Raw genomic sequence first — 617 nt, forward strand, 5'->3', positions numbered from 1 at the left:
AGTATTACCGGTGCCAAGCTGGCGGAAAGCTCTGTAGACTCTCTCCATCTAGCCCCGGGCAGTGTAAATGGAAAGCATATAGCAGACGAGACAGTCGATAGCCGCCATATCCTCCCGGGCAGTATCACCCTTGCGCATCTGGCCGAGGAGGTGCAGACAGCCGAACTATTGGTGGACGGAAGTATTACCGGAGAAAAGTTGGCAACGGGTTCCGTTGGATCCGTGCATCTCGCGCAGGGCAGTGTATACGGCGGGCATTTAGCTGGAAAGACCGTAGAGAGCCGTCACATTCGTTCCGGCAGTATCACCCTTGCGCATCTGGCAGAGGAGGTATACACATCCAATCTTCTTCCTGATGGCAGCATTACGGAAGCGAAGCTGGCAAAGGGAGCAGTGAACGGACAGCATCTGCAGCCTGATAGCATAACTAGCGGGCACCTGGCCGAGCAAAGTGTGGAAGAGCGGCATGTAAGACCCGGTAGTATCACCCTTGCGCATTTGGCAGAGGAGGTATACACGTCCGATCTCTTGCCTGACGGTAGCATAACAGGAGCGAAGCTGGCAAAGGGAGCGGTGAACGGACAGCATCTGCAGCCTGATAGCATAACTGGCGGGCA

General features: G+C 55.4%; 1 pseudogene. It reads left to right on the top strand.

Annotated features, from left to right (window positions below):
* Nucleotides 1–617 (top strand): annotated as a pseudogene (locus tag ACFRAM_RS21900) (hypothetical protein); the annotation flags it as partial.

It is taken from the genome of Paenibacillus sp. NPDC056722 (assembly GCF_042790635.1).
In the GTDB taxonomy this organism is placed as follows: Bacteria; Bacillota; Bacilli; order Paenibacillales; family Paenibacillaceae; genus Paenibacillus_AQ; species Paenibacillus_AQ agri.